The 22,630-nt window shown below is 35.5% G+C and carries 17 protein-coding genes and 2 pseudogenes; 10 read left to right on the top strand and 9 right to left on the bottom strand.

The genetic code is table 11. The annotated features are described in order from the left end of the window. The first annotated feature begins 2 nt into the window (after positions 1-2). The 5 genes from AAGD76_RS05335 to rsmD all read left to right on the top strand — a co-directional run bounded on the left by AAGD76_RS05335 (position 3) and on the right by rsmD (position 10,272). Positions 3-2,399 carry a type IV secretion system protein gene (locus AAGD76_RS05335; RefSeq protein ID WP_341820496.1) on the top strand — a complete coding sequence of 799 codons (2,397 nt, stop codon included), beginning with the start codon at positions 3-5 and terminating at the stop codon, positions 2,397-2,399. Beyond that, positions 2,396-5,374, top strand: coding sequence for a type IV secretion system protein (locus AAGD76_RS05330; protein WP_341820495.1), 2,979 nt, complete (start codon positions 2,396-2,398; stop codon positions 5,372-5,374). The genes AAGD76_RS05335 and AAGD76_RS05330 overlap by 4 nt, the downstream gene beginning before the upstream one ends. Positions 5,375-5,463: 89 nt before the next feature. Next, entirely contained in the window at positions 5,464-8,979 is a 3,516-nt protein-coding gene (locus AAGD76_RS05325; RefSeq protein WP_341820494.1) for a type IV secretion system protein, read from the top strand. After that, a complete protein-coding gene (locus tag AAGD76_RS05320; protein ID WP_010082417.1) occupies positions 8,969-9,601 on the top strand; it encodes a hypothetical protein in 633 nt (210 codons plus the stop codon). Before AAGD76_RS05325 ends, AAGD76_RS05320 begins: the two co-directional genes overlap by 11 nt. A gap of 122 nt (positions 9,602-9,723) precedes the next feature. Continuing rightward, positions 9,724-10,272 carry a 16S rRNA (guanine(966)-N(2))-methyltransferase RsmD gene (gene rsmD, locus AAGD76_RS05315; protein WP_006280837.1) on the top strand — a complete coding sequence of 183 codons (549 nt, stop codon included), beginning with the start codon at positions 9,724-9,726 and terminating at the stop codon, positions 10,270-10,272. Here the strand turns inward: rsmD and AAGD76_RS05310 are convergent. From AAGD76_RS05310 to AAGD76_RS05300, 3 genes are read right to left on the bottom strand one after another with little or no spacing between them, the layout of a single operon-like run. Then, a complete protein-coding gene (locus AAGD76_RS05310) occupies positions 10,230-10,562 on the bottom strand; it encodes a hypothetical protein (protein ID WP_341820493.1) in 333 nt (110 codons plus the stop codon). The genes rsmD and AAGD76_RS05310 overlap by 43 nt on opposite strands. Before the next feature lie 4 nt (positions 10,563-10,566). Further along, the gene (locus AAGD76_RS05305; RefSeq protein WP_341820492.1) at positions 10,567-11,157 is read right to left on the bottom strand and encodes a COQ9 family protein; all 591 of its coding nucleotides are present in this window, start codon (positions 11,155-11,157) and stop codon (positions 10,567-10,569) included. A gap of 6 nt (positions 11,158-11,163) precedes the next feature. Beyond that, positions 11,164-12,717, bottom strand: a complete 1,554-nt coding sequence (locus tag AAGD76_RS05300; protein WP_007549232.1) for a Mur ligase family protein — start codon at positions 12,715-12,717, stop codon at positions 11,164-11,166. A 943-nt stretch (positions 12,718-13,660) separates the two neighbouring features. On the opposite strand from AAGD76_RS05300, the gene AAGD76_RS05295 reads away from it, so the two are divergent. The 3 genes from AAGD76_RS05295 to AAGD76_RS05285 are packed head-to-tail and all read left to right on the top strand — an operon-like array spanning position 13,661 to position 15,426. Then, entirely contained in the window at positions 13,661-14,023 is a 363-nt protein-coding gene (locus tag AAGD76_RS05295; RefSeq protein WP_077188202.1) for a ferredoxin family 2Fe-2S iron-sulfur cluster binding protein, read from the top strand. Beyond that, the gene (locus tag AAGD76_RS05290) at positions 14,016-15,056 is read left to right on the top strand and encodes a hypothetical protein (protein WP_341820491.1); all 1,041 of its coding nucleotides are present in this window, start codon (positions 14,016-14,018) and stop codon (positions 15,054-15,056) included. The genes AAGD76_RS05295 and AAGD76_RS05290 overlap by 8 nt, the downstream gene beginning before the upstream one ends. Beyond that, entirely contained in the window at positions 15,040-15,426 is a 387-nt protein-coding gene (locus tag AAGD76_RS05285) for a cytochrome c-type biogenesis protein CcmH (RefSeq protein ID WP_182309927.1), read from the top strand. Before AAGD76_RS05290 ends, AAGD76_RS05285 begins: the two co-directional genes overlap by 17 nt. 344 nt (positions 15,427-15,770) lie before the next feature. On the opposite strand, the gene AAGD76_RS05280 is transcribed toward AAGD76_RS05285, so the two are convergent. The 5 genes and pseudogenes from AAGD76_RS05280 to AAGD76_RS06435 all read right to left on the bottom strand — a co-directional run bounded on the left by AAGD76_RS05280 (position 15,771) and on the right by AAGD76_RS06435 (position 16,843). Continuing rightward, a complete protein-coding gene (locus AAGD76_RS05280; RefSeq protein ID WP_209472609.1) occupies positions 15,771-15,989 on the bottom strand; it encodes a transposase in 219 nt (72 codons plus the stop codon). 41 nt (positions 15,990-16,030) lie between these two features. Further along, positions 16,031-16,183 carry a transposase gene (locus AAGD76_RS06450; protein ID WP_369408987.1) on the bottom strand — a complete coding sequence of 51 codons (153 nt, stop codon included), beginning with the start codon at positions 16,181-16,183 and terminating at the stop codon, positions 16,031-16,033. Next, a pseudogene (locus AAGD76_RS06445) lies at positions 16,160-16,341 on the bottom strand (transposase); the annotation flags it as partial. The pseudogene AAGD76_RS06445 and the gene AAGD76_RS06450, both read right to left, overlap by 24 nt. 5 nt (positions 16,342-16,346) lie before the next feature. Beyond that, on the bottom strand, positions 16,347-16,502 hold the full coding sequence (locus AAGD76_RS06440; RefSeq protein WP_369408983.1) for a transposase: 156 nt from the start codon (positions 16,500-16,502) through the stop codon (positions 16,347-16,349). 167 nt (positions 16,503-16,669) lie between these two features. Continuing rightward, complete coding sequence (locus AAGD76_RS06435; RefSeq protein WP_010082315.1) at positions 16,670-16,843, bottom strand: hypothetical protein; 174 nt, start codon at positions 16,841-16,843, stop codon at positions 16,670-16,672. 85 nt (positions 16,844-16,928) lie between these two features. Here AAGD76_RS06435 and AAGD76_RS05270 point away from each other — a divergent pair. After that, positions 16,929-17,249, top strand: a pseudogene (locus AAGD76_RS05270) (transposase); the annotation flags it as partial. Positions 17,250-17,644: 395 nt separating this feature from the next. Continuing rightward, positions 17,645-19,552: an excinuclease ABC subunit UvrB gene (gene uvrB, locus AAGD76_RS05265; protein ID WP_341820490.1), complete on the top strand. Its 1,908-nt coding sequence runs from the start codon at positions 17,645-17,647 to the stop codon at positions 19,550-19,552. Between the two features lie 180 nt (positions 19,553-19,732). Here uvrB and AAGD76_RS05260 read toward each other — a convergent pair whose 3' ends face one another. Next, the gene (locus AAGD76_RS05260; RefSeq protein WP_341820489.1) at positions 19,733-22,615 is read right to left on the bottom strand and encodes a hypothetical protein; all 2,883 of its coding nucleotides are present in this window, start codon (positions 22,613-22,615) and stop codon (positions 19,733-19,735) included. Positions 22,616-22,630 lie beyond the last annotated feature (15 nt).

Below are 22,630 nucleotides of genomic sequence, written 5' to 3'. Positions count from 1 at the left end.
TTATGCTAAAATTTTTGCTGATAATACCGTTTTTTTTTCTGTCAGGCTGCGGGGAACATCACTGTATTAAGCCAGAAAATTTATCAGGTTTGCGTGAAAAACTAGATATAGTGTCAACAGAGCAGAAATGGGTTGATTCTGGTGTTAATATCTCAGATAGAATAAGAGTAACAGAGATTGATATAGTGCCTAGTAAGGTTAATTTTTGTCCTAAGCAGTATGCAGATTTTGCAATTGGGCCTGGGAGAAATGACGTTGCATTACCATTTGCACTTAAAAAAGGCGATACGATAAGCTTTAGTGTGATTGGAAGTAAAGTGTGTAAAGATAAAGAGAGTGAGACAAAAATCAGGTATTTGAAAATCGACGAAAAGTGTAGCGAGCAAGAAACGGAACATTTTGCACATGTTTTAAATCAAGAGAAATGCCAAGGTGGCAAGGATGGGATATGTCCTAATAAATATATAATAGGCGATGCGCAATGGTTGAGTGGAAAAGAGTACTGGGATTCAGATTTTTCGAAGTTAGATCAAGATGAAAGAAAAAAGGAAATTGAAAATATTATTAACTCTATAAAACAAGGAGAGAATATAGATTGCAGCAAGCTTTCAGAGAGCAGTGCAAGTAAGATAGATACGCACATTTTAAATTCACTCTGTAGACGTATATGTAAATTTTCTTCTGGTCGTAGAGGCGAGGATTGCGTGTATATTGAATATAATAATATAGAAATTGAGCTATTCAATGCTTTAAATTCTAGTGGTGAATCTGTTGTTGCTGAAATTATTAGTAACGTATTAAAGGGAAAACAGGTAAAAACTGACATTACATTTCTAAAAGTTGGTATGGATAATGAAACTCTTGAACACATTCCAGGTGGTGGTTTATGTACTAGTTGTGATCATAAGATGGAGAATGACCATCAAATACCAAGTTTAACTTTTAGTCTATGTAGCAGAAATGACAAGAGCTGCTACAATACAAATGACAAAGGCGGGTTCAACATAAGAGTAACGAAGAACCATAGTCTGGAAAATAGCTTGTATATAAGTGTTTCCGATAAATTCCCTGAGCATAAGCCTGGTGAAAATCAAGCGGATATATCTGTAGATATCAGCAAAGTTCATGACATGGAAAACTTGAAAGGAAAATTAAAAGACAAAACAGGCACCATATATTACGGAATAAGAGACCATGGCTGCGATTACAAAAATGAAGGTCAATTTAGTATTAACCTAACAACTAAAGAGCCACCTACAAAAACTTTTAGTGCAATATATAATTTCTTTGATGAAAAAGTGAAAACTGCATTTTTCGGCTCTAATTATAAAGACCCTAACGCAATTCACTCTGATACTAGTCCTGTAAAGTCTCTTTACGAAAGTTTTATAAAATCAAGCAGAACAAATACCATTAGATCTACTATAATATCACTATTAGTACTATATATAATCTTATATACTCTTTATTACTTTTTTGGATTAACTCATATTTCTATATATGAGTTTTTAATTATATGCGTAAAGATAGGAATCATCGCCCAGCTATTGCAGGATAATAGCTGGGACTTTTTTTATAACAACGCATTCTCTATATTTATTAACACTCCAAAACAACTAATAGAAATAGCAAATTTTAGAGGCACTACTTCAAATGTTTTTGAGTTTCTTGATTTGCCGCTCAATAGGTTCTTGTCATCGCATTCAGTATTGTTAATAGTATCTCTTATATTTTCTGGCCCTTTGGGCATTGTATCTTTTTGCTTGGTGATTTGGGGTTTAATCACAGTGAGCTTATCTATTTTTAATGCCTTATTTTCTTTTATTACATCTATAGCAATAGTTGCGTTATTGCTTTCTTTAGCACCTATTTTTATTATTTGTCTTTTATTTGCGTATACTAGGCAGATGTTTCACAACTGGGTTAAAAATTTAGCAAGATTTGCGATTCATCCAGTAGTGCTTTTAATTTTTATATCACTGATAAGCCAGGTTATGGATTATATTGTGTATTCAGTATTTGATTTTGAGGTCTGCTCTACATGTATACTTAATATTAACTTAAAGATTTTTAACCTTTGTATTTTTTATGGTTATGCTTCCAAATATACACCTAATATTACCGCTATGATGGCTTTTGTTATTTTGGGACACGCTATGAAAGCTTTAGTTGAAGCTTCTTCGACAATATCTGACTCGTTGTTTGGTGCTTATGTAGCAAGCGAACCTGGAAGACAGTATCAACAAAGCTTAATGGGAACAGTAGGGTTAGATGAACAAAGCGTTCAAAGAAGAGAAAGAGGAGGTGCTTCTCAACAGTTAGGTACGTCAAGACCTCAAATACCACAAGGGACTCAAAGGTCAACGCCTCAGATACCACCACCAGGAAGACAGCAATGATAAGTAAAAGATCACTATTGTTGATACTGTGTCTTGCAATCACTGGTTGTAACATGGATTGTGTCGAACCTGGGTTGCAGAGCAGAAACACTAGTGTTAACGTGGATGTTCCAGTTCATAAAGCTGGTGAAGAAGTTAAAATTCATTGGGTTGATTCTGGTCAAGTAATTAGTAAGGGTGAGGAAATCAAATTCACCCTCGATGGATCAGTAAATTTTTGCCCTTTTAAAGAAGACAAAAATCCAAGGAAAGTACTTGTGCCAGCTAGCTTTTGTGCTGATGGCTCAGAACCAAATTATAGTAAAGCTGCAAATATTAACGATGTGCCTAATAATTATGGCGTTGATGAAAAAGGCGTAAATAAAAACGAATTGTGCGGTGGTAAAGGATTTGGCAGCAATAGACGTTATGTAGACACTGGAATTAAAGTAAATCCTGGTGATAAGTTAAGCTTTAGCTTAGTTCCCAGAAAAATAACAATTGATTATGACAATCCAGGAGGGAAAGGTATCAGCTTTGATGACAATTGTTATAGAGCTGAAGAAGGAGGTGAAAAAGTGTCAGCAAGTGAAATATTGAATGTTAGCAAGCAAGAGGGAGAGGAATTTTTTTGTGAGGGCAAGGATGGAAAGAGAAATAAAATAAAATTTTTACCTCTTGATAAAACAAAAGCAAAGGAAAGCAAAGTGCTAGTTGGCAATGGGTACACTCCATATGATAATAAGGTACATTTTAATAAAGGTTATGTTAAAAACAACGAACCATGGATACATGGCTCGCTGTTCGATTTACGCCGAGCTAAAATAGGATTGAATGAGTTATGTGATGGAAAAAACTGTAGTTTGGATGAGAAAAAAAAGTACAGTTCTTATGAGCTTAATTGTTACTATCAGAATATATGCTATACTAGAAAAGGTATATGGAGCTATGATTCAGGTCGAGCAGGAGAACGGAACTGTGTCTCCTCTATAAGGTATAAGAAGTACGATAAAGGAAATAAATGTGATATGTATTCTTATCTAGAAAAAATGGAAGGGAATGTTAAAGCAGGTAGTTTTACTGAAGATGATAAATCTTGGGCTGAGGCTCTTGTTGCAAAAATTGGTGATCTTGGTGATCAAGATACTGATAAAGGTATGCAATGTCTTCCAGATAATGAAGTAGGTGCAAGAAAGGATAATGTGTGTTCGCAAATTAGTGACAATTTCGAGGATTTTTCTCTGAAATTAAATAGTGACTATGCAGTAAATGACAATGTAAAATATGGTAGTAGTGTGATGCTTGCTATAGCAGATTATGGTTACTATGGAGCTAATAGGGGCGGGTACTATGTTAAAGTGACTAGATCGTGTGAATATATCAATGGTGAAAAACTGTATGTGTATTTGGGTGATAACCCGCCAGGGGATCCATCTGCTCCAAAGACTAATGATTTCAAAAAAGTAGAGCACTTAGATAAAACAAAGGATAAGGTATATTATATAATAGATGGAGGTCTTTTAACAGATGAATGCAAAGACAAAAAACCTATAACAGATGAATGCAAACCTAAGAAGATATATTTCGGCATCAATGTAAGCAACGTAGAGAAAGATGACATTACGGACAAAAATGGCAAATATTACGAAAACAATAAGTATAGTGTAACTTTATTTGTCAAAAGAAAAATTAATGATTTTATTTCATCGAATGTAAACGGGGTATTTAAATTTATAAAAGAAGAAGTAATTGGGGACAGCGTTAAAGATTCATACAAAGGATATGCAAGAGGTCTTCTTCAGGGGGTAAGAGCTTTACTTACTCTATACGTTATATTTACTGTCATTGGCTATATGCTTGGAACAATACAGCTAAGTAAATTTGATTTCATTGTAAGGATGTTCAAGATAGCATTTATAGCTTTTGCCTTTAGCGATAGAAGCTGGGAACTCTTTGGTACAACTTTATCCAGACTTTTTGTAGATGGTAGCACTTATTTAGTTGATAGCTTTTCTGGCTATATAGGGGAAGGGGAGGGAAAATTTGCATTCTTAGACTTGACAGCAGGAGTATTATTCACAACAGAAACTTGGCTAAAGTTTTTATCGTTGATGCTCTCTGGTCCTTTTGGCTTTATTGCATTTTTGGCAATACTCTATGCTACTTTTATGTTCTTAAAATGCATTATTAGCGCTACGTTTAAATATGTAATATCTACTGTTCTAGTGGCGTTTTTACTGTCATTAACACCTTTATTTATCGTATTTATTCTATTTCAAAAGACTAAACCCTTGTTTGATAATTGGATAAAAACGTTGGCTCATGTTTCATTAGAACCAGTCATTTTATTTTCATTTTTATCTCTTTTAAATCAGTTGATGTATTCAGTTTTATATAACCTCACAAATTTTTCTGCATGCTATCAATGTTTAATTAGCGTAAATTTCTTATCGTATGATCTGTGCTTGATGAAATCAATACTGCCTCTTGGATACAGTCCTGGCACTAGCGTTGATGTTGCACTCAGTACCGGAGAAAGGGCTGGTGGACACTTTGCAGCATTACCTATAGACCTAATCCAGGCGTTTATATACCTCATTATTGCCGGTGCAATGGAAGCTTTTGTTTCTATATCGGAAACTATGGTACAAACACTATTTAGCTCTGGTTATGGAGTTACTGGCGGTGTTGGTACAGTTGCTAAGAGCGCATCGCAAGCTATGCTGTCAACCGTTGGCCTTGATGATAAGACCCAAAGTATGATACAGAGTATCAAGCAGAAAATGAGTGAAGATCGGGGAAAAATTGAGGCTAAATTACCTAACACACCAAAGCAACCAGACAAAAAAGAAGATTCTAAAGGAAGTTCTGATAAAACAACGAGTGATAGACCTAAAACATTAAAACAATCAGATCAGCAAAAAAATTCTGATGAAACAATAAGAAGTGATCCTAGTGCTAAAGCTAAAAACAAGGAAGAAAATGGAGAGGAGTAAGATATAAATGATATTATGGAGTAACTAATTAAAAAGATATTTTAAGTAAAGTTTTAGAAATTTATTCTGTATTTGGAAAAAGTTTAGATATGCAATCACGTTTAGGCAAATGTTGGTTTAGGGTATTACTTCTTGCAGCTTATGTGCTGATCACAGGTTGTAGTAAAAACGATATGCCTTTTCCAAGGTGTATATCTGCTGACTATTTTGGTCCTAAACCTATTGCAGTAAGCGCTCATTTTTCAAGCGACCACGATGCGTTTATTCCAGGAGATGGAGAAGTTATTGATCCTGAAACTGGCGAAATTAATTATGGTTTTCACCATAACCAAGTGGTGAAGTGGGAGGATACCGGACTCGAAACCAATGGAGATAGTTTAAAAGTGCGAGTTAATGGTGCATGGACATCTTGGAGTAATAATAACAAGAAGGAATCTAAAAAAGGCAGTTATACCTTACAAAGCTTGGAGCAGTTAAAATATGCAACTAAATTTGAAGGTAAACAAAGTGATAATAGTTTACCTAATTTTCACTTAGTTTGTAATGATTATAAACCTAGCATACAAAAATTTTCAAGTAAGTCTGATACAAGTTGCACTGTAAATTGCAAGTGCATTAATGAAGATGATAGCGCAAATACAGTATCACGTGGTGCTCCATGTTGGTTTACCAATGGTCATGGTGCTTATCTTTTGTTTCAAACGGGGAAAGATGATCCTAACGAAAATCTAAAGTTAATGCGCGATCCTCAATATCCTACTGTACATCTAGGTTATAACTCCACAGCAGAGGGCGACAATGGATTTTTTACTTTAGACAGAGATAACACTAAATTAAAGGACAGAAATTGTAATGAGTTGAAGTTAAAAAAGGGATGGAAAATATATGTAAAAATATTAGATAGATATTACTTAGATAATGTAGGTGGCTACTCTTTTGAGTTCTTAAGTGGAGTGCAGCAGCCAAGTAGTTTTGGGTTTTTTGATTACATTTATAACTATCTAAAATGTGTATTATTGATTAACGAAAATTGCAAAGAACATTTTAATAGCAATGATCCTGCAGTTGCACAAGCTATGTTCGAAAATATAGCTGAAAAAAGTACGAGCTTTCACAATTTTGTTCTTTCCTTGCTTGTTCTATTTGTAATGATTTCATCGCTTCTTTATCTTTTTGGCATGATACGAGAAACTAAGCATGATATGCTCATCAGAATGATGAAAATCACTCTAGTAATAGTGCTTATATCTCCTGGAAGTTTTAGATTTTTCTATGATCATTTTCTTGTTTTATTCGTTAAAGGTCTTGAACAATTGATAAGTGTAATTACTAACTTTGCTCCCAACATGAACACCGGAAGTATTGCTCAAGGAGATGAAGCTAAGTTGTTTAGCTTCATGGAGGACATGTTCAATAAATTTTTTGCTTATTCTGTTTGGAAAAAGTTTGCAGCGTTTTTACATTACCAAATGTGGGCAAGCCTTCTTATGATACCGGCAATTTTCATAGGGATTGTACTATACTTCTTGTTGTGCTTGTATGCTTACATAATATTTCTCTCTGGCTTTATGGGTATAGCTTTTCTTATAGCTATCATGCCACTGTTTCTAATTTCTATTTTATTTTCACCGCTGAAAAGTCTACTTGAAGGTTGGATAAAATTCTGCATCAGTTTTTGTTTACAATCGATTATGATATTTACTCTCTTGTCATTGTTGGCTTCAATGATAATGAACACCTTTTATAGACAACTAGGTTTTACTGTATGCTACAATAAATGGTTCGAGGTAAAGTTATGTGCTCCAAAATGGGTGTTTGGCGGTTTTTGTATCGTTGATAAGCAGTACTTTGGTTGGACCCCAGGGCAAATTTTTGTACCTTACACTCTTGGAGAAGCTTCTTCTCTTAACATAGATAAAAGTATAGAAGGTATAGAAAAGATAAGCAGAGAAGGTGGTACAATAAAATTTACTGGAGGCGCTGGATATATCCCGCTTCCACCGGATTACCCTAAAGATAAAAATGGTGAACATATAAAAGGGTTTCGTTATATAGATTATCCTTTCTTTAATCCAATGCCTGGAACTAAAGATAATCCAGCAGACCACTATATTGCAGAAAGTGATATGGTAGTTAGTAATGGCTGCAGTGCAAAAGATCTAGTACGCTTAACAAATAGTTTATCCCATGCATCAGAGAGGGCTGACATTATATTACTGATCAACAATATAGAGAAAAGGATAGGTGATGTTAGTGAAATAATAAAACGCTACTGTCAAGATATAAATAAATGCAATAGTTATAGGGAAATAATTAATGAAATAAGATCTTTAGTGCGGAGTGCGGTAGAAAAACAAGGTTGTAGAATACTGAAACTTCATGATTTATATAAGGATACCAACAGTGAATACTGTCAGAAATGTAAAGATTGTGAGGATTGCAAAAATTATCAAGAAAATAGCGATTACCAAAGGGTGCAAGACATACAGAGAGGTTATTTAATCAATGCAGGGGAAATCTTTATACTATTCTTGCTTTCATTTTTAATGTTCTCCTTACGCACGTTCGTACAACAAATGGGCTCAAGTATCGCTGGTGGTGGATTCAGCGTTTACAATATATCTAGTATGTATCAGGCATCGCCTTTGACTGGCATAATGGAAGGATTCAAACAGCAGTGGCAAAATTTTGCTGGTAGAGGACTTGAGTCTTTAGGCAGTTGGGCTACTCATTTACCGGATAGATTAGCCGGAGGTGCAGCTAATCTGCTGGGGAGAGTACCAAGAGTTGGAGGAGTGCTGAAATACGCTATTGATGTGCCACGTAAATTTGTAGGTGCTACTATTGAAGCAACAAAATTTGCAACATCACCTAAAAATGACGTTGATAAACTTGAGGAAAAGATCTACAGGGCATTTGGAGTTGATAAGGAAGATATTACACACAGAAGGATCGGTAAATATTTAGATTATTATAAAGGATACGTAGGATCACATTTGGGCTATACAATAGAAGATGCTATGAAGTTTACTTGGGAGCATGGCCTTGATTCTATAGGAGTTAGCCGCCGTACAGGAGAAAAAGATGGTTATCCAAATAACTTACTTTTTAGAGCAAAATCGCATAGGCAAGATTTCTTGAATAAGCTTCATGATGACACCATAGGCCGTAAGAGAGAACCAGAAAAAGACAATCCTGATCAATCAAATAAGGTAGAACGAGAGTTAAGCACGGAACTAGTAAGAGATAACCATGATCAGCCACTAGAAGAAGGCGACCCTCTTCGACTACGAGGGGGAGGTCAGCCAGATAAGGTAGTACGAGAACTAAGCACAGAACAAGAAGACAAGCCTAATCAACTACAGCATGATCAGCCAACAGAAGAAGATAAGCCTGATCAATCAAATGAAGTGACACGAAATTTAGGCACGGAACCAAAAGGTTCAGATGAAATTGATGATTTTGGATCTGCTTTTGAAGGTATGGAAAAACGTGCTGAAAGAGAGGAAAAAAGAAATCGAGAAGACAGTAAAAGGAAATTACCGGAACCAATGAGGAAACCAGATGCAAAAGGAGATGAGAAGAGGATTGAAGATGAAGACTAATAAAAATTTCAAAGGCCTTGATTATTATAAATTGCAGCAAGACAAAGATGGCAACATAAAGTTAAATGACTACGACGACATTTTAAATGCGCGTAGGGCAAGGGTAGACTTGTTGCGGGATAACACATCACTTGACAAGGATGTCAATTTTGCTAAATTGAATAAAGCTTTGAGTGAGAAATTTGTAGATAATCATAGTTTATTGTCTGAATTTGATAAGGAAGACAAAGAGATTGTACAAGAAAGGATTAAGGTGTTTAGTATTTTAGAAAGTCTTGAAGACCTTAAAAGCGTGAAAAGTGAAGATCTGTTAGAGGTTAGCTTACTGCTGTCAGATCTTAGCTTCATAGAGAGAAATGTTGTACTAAATACCGATCAGAATTCTGATCTAGCAGGATTTAAAAACCTATTTATTGAAAAAAAAGCATCTGGTGAAGAGTATAGTGAAGAAGAATGTAGAGGCTTTCTTGATAATATAGATAAAATCAATACTATAATTAAGTTAGAGTTAGAAAGCAGAATTGAAGGGCTAAATCATGATGAAAAAAATGATCATGATGATTTACAAGATGAGATTGGTCAAGCAATTAATGCAGCAGGCAAATCAGAAAAAGATAACTGATGAGTCTTGTGTTTGTGTTTTTCTTACAAGCGACTCGATAGCTTCTCTCTATTAAACTGCTAAAGCCATATTGACATTAATCATATAGTATAAATAATTAATTATTTTGGAGCTTATTTAATATGCTACGCATCATTGCAGGCAAATATCGCGGAAGAAAAATAACTACAGGTAAGCATTTAGCTGCACGGCCAACTATGAGTATTGTCCGAGAAGCAATATTTAATATGCTTTCCTCAAGAAAACCTATTTATAACTTGAATGTACTTGATTTATTCTGTGGTAGTGGTTCTTTTTCATTTGAAGCGCTTTCTCGCGGCGCTAAACATGCATTTATGGTAGATTCAGATTATTACAATTTGCAATTGCCTAAAAAAACAGCAAAAGATTTTGGAATTACGGACAATGTTACGCTAATTTGCTGCAGTGCTAACTGCTTACCACAACCTATTTCAAAATGTGACATAGTTTTTATAGACCCACCTTACAATAGCAATCTAGTTGAATCAACGTTGAATGGACTAGCTCACTCAGGCTGGTTAAGTGATGATGCATTGATAATTCTAGAGATTAGGAAAAACGAAGATTTTGAGTGCAATAAAAACTTCAGTATAATCTTGGAACGCACCTACGGTATAGCGAGAATAATTTTTCTTTCTCTATTAACTTGAACTTGCATATACTTTTCATTGATGAGTTCCAGTTCTATTTTCGTCAAGTTTCCGGAGAAATTACTTATTCTGTACTGCCCTAGATCAAAATTTTTACTAAATTCAGAGTCTATTAAATATTCATGTGCTTCTTCAATAAATTTATTTTCTTTTTCTTCGTAACTGGTGTATTTTGTTGTACCATTATTATCCTCACAATAAACTAAATGTTCTTTATGATCAGCATGAATATTTTTATTTTCACAAACCTTTTCAGGATCGTGCTCAAGTACTTTTCTACCAACAATCAATAGCTTATAAGAAATTTCCTATGATTCCTTTTAAGCGAGTTTTGAATTTTTGAAATGTCATGACATTGTTGATACGGTTATCAAGAAACGATAAAGTATCCACAAAATCTTCTGAATAATCATTGATAAAAAAAAGTATCGTACTTAAGTACACTCCAGCTAATATTGCTCTTTTTGTATAGTAGTTAAAATCTGTTGATTGGTCATGAATGCCATACCAAATCGCACTAATAGTTCTGTATAAAAGTTTACTAGAAAAATATGTATTTTTTGGTGATACGGAGAATGATAAAACATTTTTTACAAGTTCTCTATAATTCGGTAGCTTAGCATAGTTTGAAAGGTGTATGTGAATAGCTAACTTTACTCGCTCTCGCACTTTCATATCTTCTAAATTAGAATTTCTTAATTCAGCTTCCATTGAGCTATTTAAGTCCTCTGCTATGTGCTCCAAAGCGCTATATATTCCATTCTGAAATTTGCAAAAGCTATTAGCTAGATTAAGGTCAGTGCACACCTTTAATAGGGTTTCATCGCTTATCCCTTCAAATGGAATAACCCTAATTAGCTTATCTATTATTAACTTTTGTTCCACGCAACATCATACTAAACAGCATGTGTGATTGTACCTGAGATTTTCAAACATTCTACAAAATGCTTCACCACGTTCCTCGAAATTTTTCCATTGATCAAAAGAAGCACACGCGGGAGAAAGTAATATTGTTACTTCTTCTGCGCTATTTAAGGCCTCTTCAAAAGCCAATCTGAATGCATCTTCTAGATTGCAACATTTAACATAATCTACTTTATTCTCCATAACATTTGCAAAAGCTTCGGTTGATTCTCCAATAAGAAAAGCTTTTCTAACCCTTGTAAAATGCTTGCTTAATGATTCTATTCCACCTTTTTTGCTTCTTCCACCAGCGATCCAATTTATGTTTTCATAAGATAAGATCGCCTTTTCGCTCGATTTTGCATTAGTTGCTTTGCTATCGTTCACGAAAAACACATTTCTTATTTTGCCAAGCAGTTCATTCCTATGCCTCAGTCCTGAAAAGGACTTGATTCCATTGATAATAGTGTTGCTATCTACTCCAAGTACCTTACATACGGCATATGTGGCTGCTATGTTTTCTGCGTTGGATATTAGGTTTATTTTCACGTCGCTTACTGATAAGCTATGATTCTCTAGTTTTAACGAGATCTTCTGGATCCCAGTGCCCCTTTTGTCATCCAAGTAGCTGACACTGGGATCCAGATAATTTCGATCTATACCAGTAATCTGTTCACTATAATCAAGCAAATTGTTACCTGCCAATGATATTAGATCTCTTGCACCACCCTCTGTCATCTGAGTAGTTGGCAATGGTTTTTCTTTTCTGGATTCCAGCGTCACGCGCTGGAATGACATCGGGGAATATGTTACTGAGATTGGAATTTTGTCTCCAGTGAATTTGTTGAATATATCAGCAGTAATCTCATTGTCACATCCTATTACGGCAACCTCACTACCGTTTATCAGTTTTAATTTAGTTGCTATGTAGTTCTCCATACTTCCATGCCTATCTATGTGATCTGGTGTAATATTGAGCAGTGCTGAAATGTCCACGTTAATTTCATTCATCAACTCCAATTGAAAAGAGGAGAGTTCGATTACATAAATTTCTGCATCTCTTTCTAGATCCAAAACAGGAACGCCTAAATTTCCACCAATAGCTACTTTTTTCCCTGCAGATTTTAATATGTGCCCTATTAGTGATGTAGTGGTTGATTTACCATTTGTTCCTGTGACGCCTATTACCTTCTGGTTCGTAGTTTTAGCTTCAAGAAATAGCTCAATGTCTGATTTTATTTTGCAATCAAATCTCCTTGCAAGTTTTACTATCCAATGTGGCTCTGTTGGCACTCCAGGGCTTAAAACCAATGCACTGATCTCATGCCAATTGTATTCCTTGGGATGAATAAAATTACATTTTTTATACATCATTTTTGCATTTGCTATTTGCTCTTCATGATCATCCCATGCATATATTCTTGCACCACTCTTTGTTAGAGCGTTAATGGCGGATAAACCAGTTTTACCAAGACCAAAAACCGCGACGTTTTGATTTTTATATTTGTTTAGTTGCACTGCTAGATAACTTATGCGAACCATTTTATAAAGATATCGTACAAACTACAACAGACTTCTTTCGTAGGTTACAACTGTCATTCAATAGAAACGAAAAAACTTACTTGACACCCTCTGCCAGTCCCCTTATCATGAAACTGAAGCTATTGTATTTGCTTTCGCCAATCTGCAGATTAAAAGGTAAGGATTACTTAATGTATCGGCGTCTTATGTTCAATTTTTTGCAGTATATAGATACTGTATGTCTTTACAAAACTTCATCTACATCTAGATTTTTATCTAAATAAGCTGAACGCGCTTATAAAGCGTTACAAGACATCAAAAAATGCCAATACTCGACAGAGATAGTAAAAGACTAGCTAACTCGGGGATTCTTTGTCTTTTTTTCTGCTTAGTAAATTTCTTAAACGTTTGCAGCGTAAGTTAGCTGCAATTAAAAGCAGCTGAATTTCGCTTGTCAAGCGTTTAAAACATAAAAAACGCCAATATTTTAAAGCGGATAATAACCACGGGGCTTCTTTTGCCTTTTTTTTCATTTGGTAAATTTCTTAATGTTTGTGGCTGAACGACAACCGTCATCCCGCTACTTGTTAGCGGGATCTCTTGTTAGCGGCTGAGATACCGCGAATGAATCGCGGTATGACGGTTCGTGGCGGTATAGCAATTCGTCATCCCGCTACGTGTTAGCGGGATCTAGAGATACCGCGGCGGTATGACGTAGAGCTCGCGTTAGCTATACTTTTATGCTTACTAACTTAATAAAATTCCTGGATCCCAGTGTCTGGGCACTGGGATGACAAGAAGAGGGCACTGCCGTCATAAAGGAACCAGTGTCAGCTACTCGGATGACAACAAAGAGCTACTTGGATAACAAGAAATATAGGTACTGGAATTGTAAAGAGTTTGCAAATATTAGTTATTACCTGTAGGATATAAAGAAATTAGTAAGGATTTTAATAGGAATAATATGCCATCTGTTACTTTTATTTTACCTGATGGGAGTAAGAAAAGCTATGAAGCTGCAGAGGGAGAAACTCTGCTCAATTTAGCCCACAGAAGTGATCCAGATCTGCTTGAAGGTGCATGTGAAGGTTCTCTTGCTTGCTCTACATGCCATGTAATTGTTGATCCAAAGTTTTATAATGCTGTAGAAATACATAACCCTATATCTGATGAGGAAAATGATATGTTAGACCTAGCTTTCGGCTTAACAGAGACGTCGAGGCTTGGATGCCAAATAAAAATCACAAAAGATATCGACGGCTTGTGTGTAACCATACCAAGGGGTACAAGAAACATATCATTAGATAAACAGGGGAATCATGCGTAAGATTTTTATCTATATTATCATCTCTTTACTTTTGTTTATTCCTGTAGCGTATAGTGGTTTTTGGTATTTTTCTGCATGTAAGGTAAAAAATCTTTTAGCTGAAACAATACTATACATTAACGACGAAAAATTTGATATTTCACATGATTTTAGTGGATTTCCTTCTAACCTAATTTTCCGTGTGACAAACCCAAAATTTTCCAATGAGCAATTAACCATCTCATCTGATGCTTTATTGATAAAAAATAGATTGTTTGATAAATCAGTATATATCTACATACCAAGCAATGAAGTCAACATTGCTGTTCATGATGATGAGAAAAAGAATATAAAATGCCACACAAACGATAGCAGCCACTTTGTTGTTAGACTAAACGATTTACCATCTTCATTGCGATTCAACAGAAATAGTACCGTGATAGACTATATAGGTACACTTCGTTACGAAGATTATGGATTAAAATGTGATGTTTCAGAAAATCAGCAAAGTGTTATAACTGAAGTGAATGATAAAAGTAATTACATTCAATTTTACCTCGATAAAGAACTGAGTGGAAATGCTAAGCTAGGATTTGATTTGTATACTTATCGGTATAAAAATACTGCAAGTCCTGAAAGTTACCTTAGTATCGACACTAAATTTGATTATGAATTTGTAAACGACATCTCGGCTTCCAGAATTAATTTCAATATAGAGAAATTTTTGATTCAAAGTAATAATTTTTCTTTTGCTGCAGATGGTGGGGTAAACAATTACAACTTAGTTACATATTCATTTAAAGACAAAATCAACGTGGCTATATCAAATTATAAAGAATTAATCTCGTTTATGATTGGTGACTCAAAAACTTCAGATGCGTTCGAAAAATTAGTACCTTCCTTATCAGAAAAAACAACTGATAATGGCATTCAATTTTCAATAAAGTACGATGATGATGTAGGGTCAAGCTTTATTGGAAAGTTATCCATCACTGATTTTATGAACCAACTCAGTAAAATAATCCAATTAACCAAGAATGAGAATAGTAATTAGCTTACTTTTCATATTGATATTCCACTCAGGCGTAAACGCTTTTACTCTGGATAATAAACTCAGAGATAAAAGCATGGAAAAACGAGCAACCAGTTTATTTGAAATAATAAGGTGTCCAATATGTTCTGGCGAATCATTGTCTGAATCTGGATCTCAGATCGCGTATGATATGCGAGAAGCAATTCGTAAAAAAATCAATGATGGATACACAGATGAAGAGATAATCTCAGAGTTAAAAAATTCTTACGGCAATTCAATTATAATCGTACCGCCTATAAAATCTAGCACTTACATTTTGTGGTTTATTCCACTTACAACTCTGCTTATTGGGTGTTTTTTAATACAAAGATACATCAATACAACCACTTAAACCTTTTATATATAGCTAAAGTGACTTAGGTTCTCTAATTGCACATAAGTCAACAATAATTTTCACACAAATCAAAACAGCATATCTTCTCCATAATCCTTGGTAATTTTACATAAGTTAAAAGTAGCATATGGTTCTCTCCGCGGTCTGAGATGACAATAAATTTGTCAAGCCGCATTATACTTGTTAGGCGGAAGTGGACGGCAACATATTTACCACGAAGTCTAACTAAGTTCTTGCTTGTCCCTTCCATCGGCATTGCTATCTTTATTTTCAATAAAATTATTGTCCTATGCTCTTTTGATGTTTATTGATAATAAAATTCTGTTTTATCAACCAACATCCTATGCATAATTACAGCTAATTTTCTTGCTACTGCTACAATTGCTTTTTTCATTCCTTTTTTCTTCGCAACCACAGTTTTTTAATTTAAATGTCCTCTTGGTAACTGTAAGCATTGTTTGTGCAGCTTCATATAACATACTTCTACATTCCGCTGGTCCCATCTTTGATATGCTGCCATGCCGATCAACTTCTCCAGAAGAATATTGCCTTGGTGTCAACCCTATATACCCCAGTTGCGGATTAGCCAACGAAGTAAAGCTTAGAAATGCAGCGGCTGCATGGAATATGAAACAAGCGTAGAAAAAATGTGTACCAAAAAATTTATCGGTGATCTGTGGCGAGTATGCTCAATCTCAAATTTGTTTTTCAGAGAGCCAAAAACTGTCTCAATAATCGATCTTTTTCTTAACAAAATCTTCTCATTTAGCACCATTAATGAGTTTTTCATACCCTTTTTATACTGGTTACAAGCTTTAACCCTCTATCGAATAATTCGTGAAAAAGATCTTTTTTGATATATCCTTTATCTCTAAACAATAATCCAGTCAATTTCTGAGTTAAATTTGGCACAGGTATCAACGTTGCCTTTTGTCACCGTAACCCCTTGAATTTCGCCAGTTTCGTTGATTACTAGATGTACCGAAAAACCACCCATAAGTAGTCTTTCCAATCTTTGCCAACCCTTTGAAAACTTTGTTTCTCGAGGTCCTTTTTGGATGGCAAACAGCGATAGATTATGTACGAAATACCTGTCACTTTTGACTGTTCGCAAAACCATTGCATTAAGAGCGCTAAATACCATAAAACCCGCGATTTTAACCTGATAAACCTACTATAGGATGGCAATTTTGGAAACGCTGATTCGTATAATAATTTCAAATAATGCACATAGAAAATTTTAAAATTGTCGCACTTGATATAGCAATATTATGGTAAAAATCTCTGAATGCGTAATCTCTGGCGTCCTGGTTGGTTTTTTGCCACTTGGTAGAAGTTTTTCTGCAAAATTTTCATCGACTGTATTGCAAAAATCATCGACTATACAAAAGATTTCTGTTACTTTCTCTTTCATTGGTAACCTCCTATTTTAGGAATGAATATCAAATACCTTGGAGTTTACCCTATTTCCTTACCTTTTCTATTTTTTCTAATTTACAACTGGGGTTAGCAGTGCTGTGAGAATGGTTGAAAGCGCAAAAGAAAACCTCTCGGAAGTTAAAAATATACTGGTCGATGCAGGTTATACAGAAGAAAATTTTGCAACTCAAATAAAAACGATTATTGGAGCAACTGTAGAAGTAATAAAACGAAGTGAATTACATTCCTTTGCTGTATTGCCACAAAGATGGGTTGTAGAGCGATCTTTCGCTTGGTTAGGAAAATGCAGACGATTGTGGAAAAATTGCGAGCGAAAACTTAACACTAGCCTACAAATGGTCGTTCTTTCCTTCATTTCTCTTCTATTGAGAAGATTTTAAACAGGTTCTAAATCTTTATTTTAAAAATGTCATATTGACCACCGGTACCTGAAAATACTATTCCAATTGATCAGAGCTATCCATTTCCTTAATTTTTGTAACGTTGTCATAGGAGTACTATAACTTTAGTATCAACTATGTTTTATTGTTTTTGCATCTAAAAAAATTTAGCTTATTCAAGCAGCATTTTGCCTTTTTTTGGATGTAGGGATTTTTTAGGAATTGTCTTCTTGAATTCTATGGTATTTTGTTTAACATTGAAACAAGATTCCAGTGTCAGCTACTTGCATGACATTGTTGGTTAATGTTTTATGGCTTTACGATAGCTATACAACTTATCTTAAAAGCAATATAGTGTTTACTATACAATGAATCAAAGATAGTAAGTAAAGTCTATGGAATTTCAAATCGCTACACATTTTCAACCGGCTGGGGATCAACCACAGGCAATCGATAGCTTAATTGCAGGGCTAAATAGCAATAAAAGAGATCAGGTTTTGCTTGGAGTTACTGGTTCTGGGAAAACTTTTACTATGGCAAATGTTATTGCAAGGACAAACAGGCCTGCATTAATTATGGCACACAATAAAACTTTAGCAGCACAGCTTTATGAGGAAATGAAAGGATTGTTTCCCCATAATGCTGTTGAATACTTCATTTCTTATTATGATTATTATCAACCTGAAGCCTATTTACCACAAACTGATACTTATATCGAAAAAGATTCTGCAATTAACGAAAGAATTGAGATGCTGCGTTATTCCACCGTCTGCTCCCTTTTGGAGCGCAGGGATACGATCGTAGTTGCCAGTGTTTCCTGCATATACGGTCTTGGTTCGCCTGAGAGCTACCGCAGCATGATCATACCGCTTAGTGTTGGAAATAAAATTCGTATTAATGATTTCCTGAGCAACTTAACTGATCTTCAATACAAGCGCTCTGATGCCAGGTTTGAGAGAGGATATTTCAGAGTGCGCGGCGATATTGTTGATATATTTCCTTCCCATTATGAAAGTAAAGCTTGGCGTTTATCGTTATTTGGCGATGAAGTAGAAGAAATTTTTGAAGTTGATGCTATAACGGGCAATGTTACCAAAGGCGTAAATAAAATCACCATTTTTCCAAATAGCTATTACATAACCCCGCGTGAGGCTTTGTTGCAGGCAATTGAACTAGTCAAAAAAGAGCTGCATGAACGCTTGGATTATTACTATTCACAGAAAAAAATTGTTGAAGCAAAGCGCCTCGAGCAACGCACTAATTTTGATATCGAAATGATGAGAACAACAGGAATATGTAAAGGTATTGAAAATTATTCGCGTTATCTCTATGGAATGGAAGCTGGGGATCCACCACCTACTTTGTTTGAATATTTACCTAAAGACGTAATTTTATTTGTTGATGAGAGTCATGTCACCGTTCCTCAGGTTGGTGCGATGTACAGTGGTAATGAGGCGCGTAAAAAGAAATTGATCGACTATGGCTTCAGGCTCCCTTCCGCTTTTGATAATCGTCCATTAAAATTTGAAGAGTGGGAGGGAGTTAGGCCGCAGACTGTTTACATTTCAGCCACTCCAGGAAAGTATGAGTTGGCAAAGACCAATAATGTATTTATAGAGCAAGTTATCCGTCCAACAGGGCTTACAGACCCAATCTGCATTGTAAAACCAATAGAGAGTCAAATTGATGATGTAATTCATGAGGCACAAGTGACAATAGGGAAGGGATTTTGTGTTTTAATCACTACATTGACGAAAAAAATGGCTGAAAATTTAGCTGAATATATGAGTGAATTGAATATGAGAGTGAGTTATTTGCATTCTGATATTGCTGCGCTGGAGAGAATAGAAATTATATACAAATTGAGATCTAAAGAAATCGATGTTTTAGTAGGTGTTAACTTGCTGAGGGAAGGTCTTGATATTCCAGAGTGTGGGTTGGTTGCAATTTTGGATGCTGATAAAGAAGGATTTTTGCGATCGGAAACTTCATTAATTCAAACGATCGGTCGTGCTGCGCGTAATGCTGAAGGTAGAGTAATTTTGTATGCAGATAAAATCACTGGTTCTCTGGACCGTGCATTAAGAGAGACCGAAAGAAGAAGAAAAAAACAAGAAGAACATAATATATTGCACAATATTGTCCCAAAGACTATAATAAAACCTATATCAAACACCTTACAGGAGAGGGCAATAGCAGAACCGAAAGTAAATACTAATAAGGATGATTTGAGAAAGCAAATGATAGAGCATGCTAAAAATTTGGAGTTTGAAGAAGCAGCAAGAATAAAAAAATTATTGTAAGGTTAAGTAATATATGATGCTATGGGCATAGCATGAAAGTGTAAATAATTTTATTGATATCTTTATATTAATACTTTTTAAACATTTAGTACCATGCAATACTTACAATGGACAAGAAAAACCAACACCAGTGCTCTCAGGGTCAGCTAATAAAACACTTAGGTGGCTGAGAGCAGTGGATTAGGTACGACTGTTAACTTTTTTCTCCTGCAAGTATTGCTCGATCTTAGTAGCATCCATTTTAGTTCTAACAGTGGAAGTACTGGAGTTCGATGAGACTGACGACCTACCACTAGCTTCTAGTTCATCTTCATCTTCATCACTTCCAGTATCACTAGTCGATTTTTGTGAAGACGATCCTGAATAACAACCATTATCTGCAAAACTTGTAGAAGCGTTACCACCAACTTTTTGTAAATCTGAGAGTAGTTGCTTTCCCTCCTTCTCAGGAGAAGAAAGGAGTAAGTTTAGCTTCTTTCTCCCACCAGGAGTATACAGCAAGTATTTTAACTGTGCATCCTCAAGAGAGTTGGAATCTAGTTTCTTCTGCAGCTTAGGACAAAGAAATGGGCGTAGTTCCTTCTTCTCGTCATTAGTAAGAGGTTTTTCTTGAGAAGAAGCCACTTTTGAGAGTGAAGAATTACGGTGAAGCCATTTTGCTAATTTGTCACGAAATGAACGGTGTGACATATTTTTAGGTTCTACATAAGAACAAATAAGTAAGGATATTATATTGCCTGCCTCAGGAGAGAAAGGTTTGGATATTTGCTCTCCCTCAGGAGACAAAAGTAAGGGTAATCGCTCCTTCCCTTCAGGAGAAAGAACTAAAGGTATCGTCTTTTGCCCCTCAGGAGAAGGTGAAAACAGCAGCTCTTTTCCCTTAGGAGAAAAAAGTGAATGCAGTTGTTGTTTATTCTCAGAAGAAAAAAGCGAGCATAGTTGCTTACTCCCCTCAGTAGAAAAAAGAAAGTCTAGCAGGTTTTCCTGTTCACAAGGATCAGAAATCGAGGATAACTGCTTTCCCACCTCAGAAGAAAGAAGTGAGGGTAGTTGCTTCTTCCCTTCAGGAGAAGAAAAATAATCTAGAAAATACAAAAAAGCTTTTACTGTTTCATTACTAGCACAAGTAGAAAAATCCGCAAGTGGCAGTGACTTTGGCCGCTTATTGTCTACGGGAGGATTTAGATCTTTCCTTGATTCAGATATCCCTGGAACAGTACTAGTAGTGATAGAAGAATTCGACTGTGGCCGCTCAAGCGACTCGAAACCACTATCTTTAGAAATTTTAGAATTACGGTCCCCGGGCACATTTGGCTTGCTTACGGCATCTTGTGGCAAGGATTCTGGAATACCACCATTCGTTTCAGAACGTAATGCTCGTATTTTTGGTCTATTGGGAAATCGGCCATCATCTGGTTCAGTAACAGGAGTACTTGCACTTGAATACACCGAATCACGTTCTTGACTATTTCGCTCAAAAGACGTGTTCTCTAGAGACTCTAATATACTAGATTGTCGTACCTTTGATGGAGTGCTACTACCTGAAGACGAATTACTTTCTGACCCTTTCTGGCTACAACGCAAACCACCCCCATGTTTCTTCGGAGATTCACTCTCTTGTGACTTTGCTTCAGAACACTCATTACTACTTTTTCGATCACTTTCATCAGTAACTTGCTGTTTTTCAGGTTCCTCATTACAAATGTTCGCCGTATCTTTTAGAGAATCTTCAGAAACCCCAGAATTTAAGGACATTGAATCATTCCATGCTATAGGAGAAGGAATCGATAAAGATAGCTGTGATTGATCACCAGTGGATTGACTTGAATCTATTTTCCCCGGCACCAACTGAAACAGCCCCCCTTTTCCTCCCTCTCTTTCTGATCCTTGCCTGGGATGCTTCTCTAACTCTTCACCACGACTTTGCTTGGGAAACTCTTGTGTCTGTGATGCTTCAGCTAATAGCGTTCGAGGAAGCTCAGGGTCAATGGACAGTTCATGGTCTTTGTTGATTACAGAGCTTTCCATGATTTTATTCAGCACACAATAAGAAATGTCTTGATTAGCAAAATCTATTCCGTATATTCCTCTCCTGCCAAATACTGGTAGATGTTTTGGTGAAATACAATCTTCAACATTATTTAACACGGTCATACCAAATACTTTATTAATATCATCCGCTTGTTCCTTGCTTAAAATTTTATAATATATAATATTATCAATAATTTCCTTAGCAGCAGGTATAAGAACTGAATTTTCACCACTGCCTGTATAAGAAACATGAAGTACAGAATTAATTGGTATACCTACTTTACGAGACAAATCAATCATTGGAAACTTTAGACTCTCAACAGTTTCATCCTCAGCACTTGTAACCTCAAAATCACGACATTCCAAAGATGCTTTGTGTTTTACTATGTCCTTAATGAACTTAGCCTTATTAAAGATGCTCCCCTTTATATACACACAATTGCCCTTGACTTTCAAGAAATCATTAGTGCTTTTAGGACTATTTTTATAACCTTTTACTGTCGCTGAGAATGACTCTATAAAATACTCTTGTAACCTTTTATCATAGAAACGCATACAATATAGATAAGATTTCCTGTCAAAGCTTTCATCAGATGTATACTCTTCTACATGTTCTAAACCAAAATCTCTTCCCATAGCACCTGTGACGTCTCTCGCAAGCCCATTAGCTAGTAAACATTTTAGATTAAAAACTACACCTTTATCTATTGGCACTGAAAACTTATATCCCTCATTATCTTTAGTCAACTGCCTTTTATTAAAGTTAAAAGGAAAAAACTGTGTATTAAAAGACATATTAGCACCACTTTCACTCCCACAAAATGTTTCTACTATGCTTTTCTTTATATTGTGTAAGTACTTCATGCATTGACCAGCACCCATAGTTTTATCAAATGAGATAACAATACGATCTTCCTTCTTAAAAAAAGGTTGATCTGTGCTTTGTACGGTAAGATTAGTAATAGCAACCTCATTATGACAAAGAATAATGTTAAATGCTCTTACTAATTCTTGATTCATTATATTAGGCATAATACCCCTCCCTAT

It is taken from the genome of Wolbachia endosymbiont (group A) of Cydia strobilella (assembly GCF_964026745.1).
GTDB classification, from domain to species: Bacteria; Pseudomonadota; Alphaproteobacteria; order Rickettsiales; family Anaplasmataceae; genus Wolbachia; species Wolbachia pipientis.
Note: the sequence above shows the minus strand (reverse complement) of the source record. Positions and strands in the feature narration are given on the sequence as shown.